At 45.2% G+C, this 701-nt stretch carries 1 protein-coding gene and 1 pseudogene; one reads left to right on the top strand and one right to left on the bottom strand.

Annotation, left to right across the window (positions count from 1 at the left end):
• A pseudogene (locus WKT20_RS18135) lies at window positions 1-115 on the bottom strand (tyrosine-type recombinase/integrase); the annotation flags it as partial.
• 290 nt (window positions 116-405) lie between these two features.
• On the opposite strand from WKT20_RS18135, the gene WKT20_RS18130 reads away from it, so the two are divergent.
• A partial coding sequence (locus WKT20_RS18130) for an Arm DNA-binding domain-containing protein (protein ID WP_340417875.1) occupies window positions 406-701 on the top strand: 296 nt, incomplete at its 3' end.

Below are 701 nucleotides of genomic sequence, written 5' to 3'. Positions count from 1 at the left end.
GGGCATAGATTTGCGTCGTTTCAATGTTCGTATGCCCCAGCATTTTCGACACCGTTTCAATCGGCACACCTTTAGCCAGAGTGGTGGTCGTAGCAAACGTGTGACGTGCCAGGTGCACAATTTAAGCAAAAGCAACGGAAAGTGAAGATGAGAGAAATGAACTGCAAGTGGTTGAGAATGAGCAATATTTCATAATTCTGCCAATTGGCTGCAAAGCAAAGCCGAGCAGGATATTGAGTTATTTCAGTTACCAAACCGTTAGCGGTCAGTTACCGAAACCTGCACTGCTAACGTGGTGAAAAACAAATAGTTTGTCACCAGTGTTTGTTGCACCGTTCTGCACAACTTTCAATAACGGAGAATGCTTACTGATTGATTATTTTTGCAAACTAAAAAAGTAAGCAGATGAAAGTTGAAAAATTCAAGGTGCTGCTCTACCTTAAAAAGAGCGGATTGGACAAGAACGGTAAGGCTCCCATCATGGGACGCATCACCCTCAACCGAACAATGGCGCAGTTCGGTTGCAAGTTGTCATGTACGCCAAAGTTATGGAATCCACGTGAGAGCAGACTTGACGGCAAGAGCAAGGAGGCTGTGGAAGTGAACGCCAAGATTGACAAGCTGTTGCTGGCAATAAACTCAGCCTACGAGTCACTTGTGGAGCGCAAGACGGATTTTGACGCAAAGGCGATAAAGGATCT

The sequence above is a fragment of the Phocaeicola sp. ICN-14070 genome (genome assembly GCF_037892625.1).
Classification (GTDB): Bacteria; Bacteroidota; Bacteroidia; order Bacteroidales; family Bacteroidaceae; genus Phocaeicola; species Phocaeicola plebeius.
This window is presented reverse-complemented; position numbering and strand designations above follow the sequence as displayed.